The following is an 862-nucleotide window of genomic DNA, read 5'->3' on the forward strand; positions in this document are numbered from 1 at the left end:
GTCGAAGACCGTGGCGTTGCCCCGTGCAAACGATTCCGCGGCGAGTATCTTCAGCTCGTCGCCCCAGATGTCGCCGCGCCAGATCGGCACGACCGCCGTTATCCCGTCCGCCTTCAGGTAGTAGGCCATCGCACCGGCCTGGTGGGTGTCCGGCGGCACGAACCGGTAGACGTTGTCACCGGCAATCGCGAGCAACGGCGCTGTGCTCATGGTGCTGATCAGGATGATGCCGTGCTCGTCGGCATACGCCCGGGCCGCCTCGAGCTCGGTGCTGGTACCGAACCCGATGACGATCTTGACGCCCTGTTCATCGAGAGCCTCGAGTTTCTCAAGTGCGACGGCGGGATCGGTCCGTGTATCCTCGAGGATCACCCTGACCCGGTAATCCGACCCGATCGAGGTAAAATAGTCGTTGATATCGCTGACGGCCACCTCAATGGCGGCTTTGCTCTCTTCTCCACCCGCGGCATAGTCGCTGGAGAGCGGCAGAAGGACGCCGACGACGATCTCCGGCACTGCTCCGCCCTGCTCTGCAGGAGTGCTCTGTGTCACTACACCCGCAGGCGAAGACGATCGCCGCGAGAAGAATAAAAACTGAGGCTGGTAAACTCCACTTCATATATTTTCCCTCCGCTGATGTGATCATAATCGTTCTGCTTTGATATCGCAAAGGATTGCGATTAAATGAGGATACAGCAATTTCAGCAGCGTCAGATAGTCGTAATTCTCGTATGAGGGCAGAACCCGGAAGAGATATGTAGTTCAGGATGAAACGGCTGCATCCAGAAGAGAGGGGAGAGAAGAGGGGGTAAAATAGTGGGCTGTTCCAAAGAAGGGTTACTCCCCCTTATCGAGCAGGTCC

Annotated in this window: 1 protein-coding gene; it reads right to left on the minus strand. The window is 57.5% G+C overall.

The window, feature by feature from the left end; genetic code table 11:
* A partial coding sequence (locus ACI94_RS05920; RefSeq protein WP_286681204.1) for an ABC transporter substrate-binding protein occupies nucleotides 1–552 on the minus strand: 552 nt, incomplete at its 3' end.
* Nucleotides 553–862: the final 310 nt, after the last annotated feature.

The organism is Methanoculleus sp. DTU007, from assembly GCF_001512385.1.
Taxonomy (GTDB): Archaea; Halobacteriota; Methanomicrobia; order Methanomicrobiales; family Methanoculleaceae; genus Methanoculleus; species Methanoculleus thermophilus.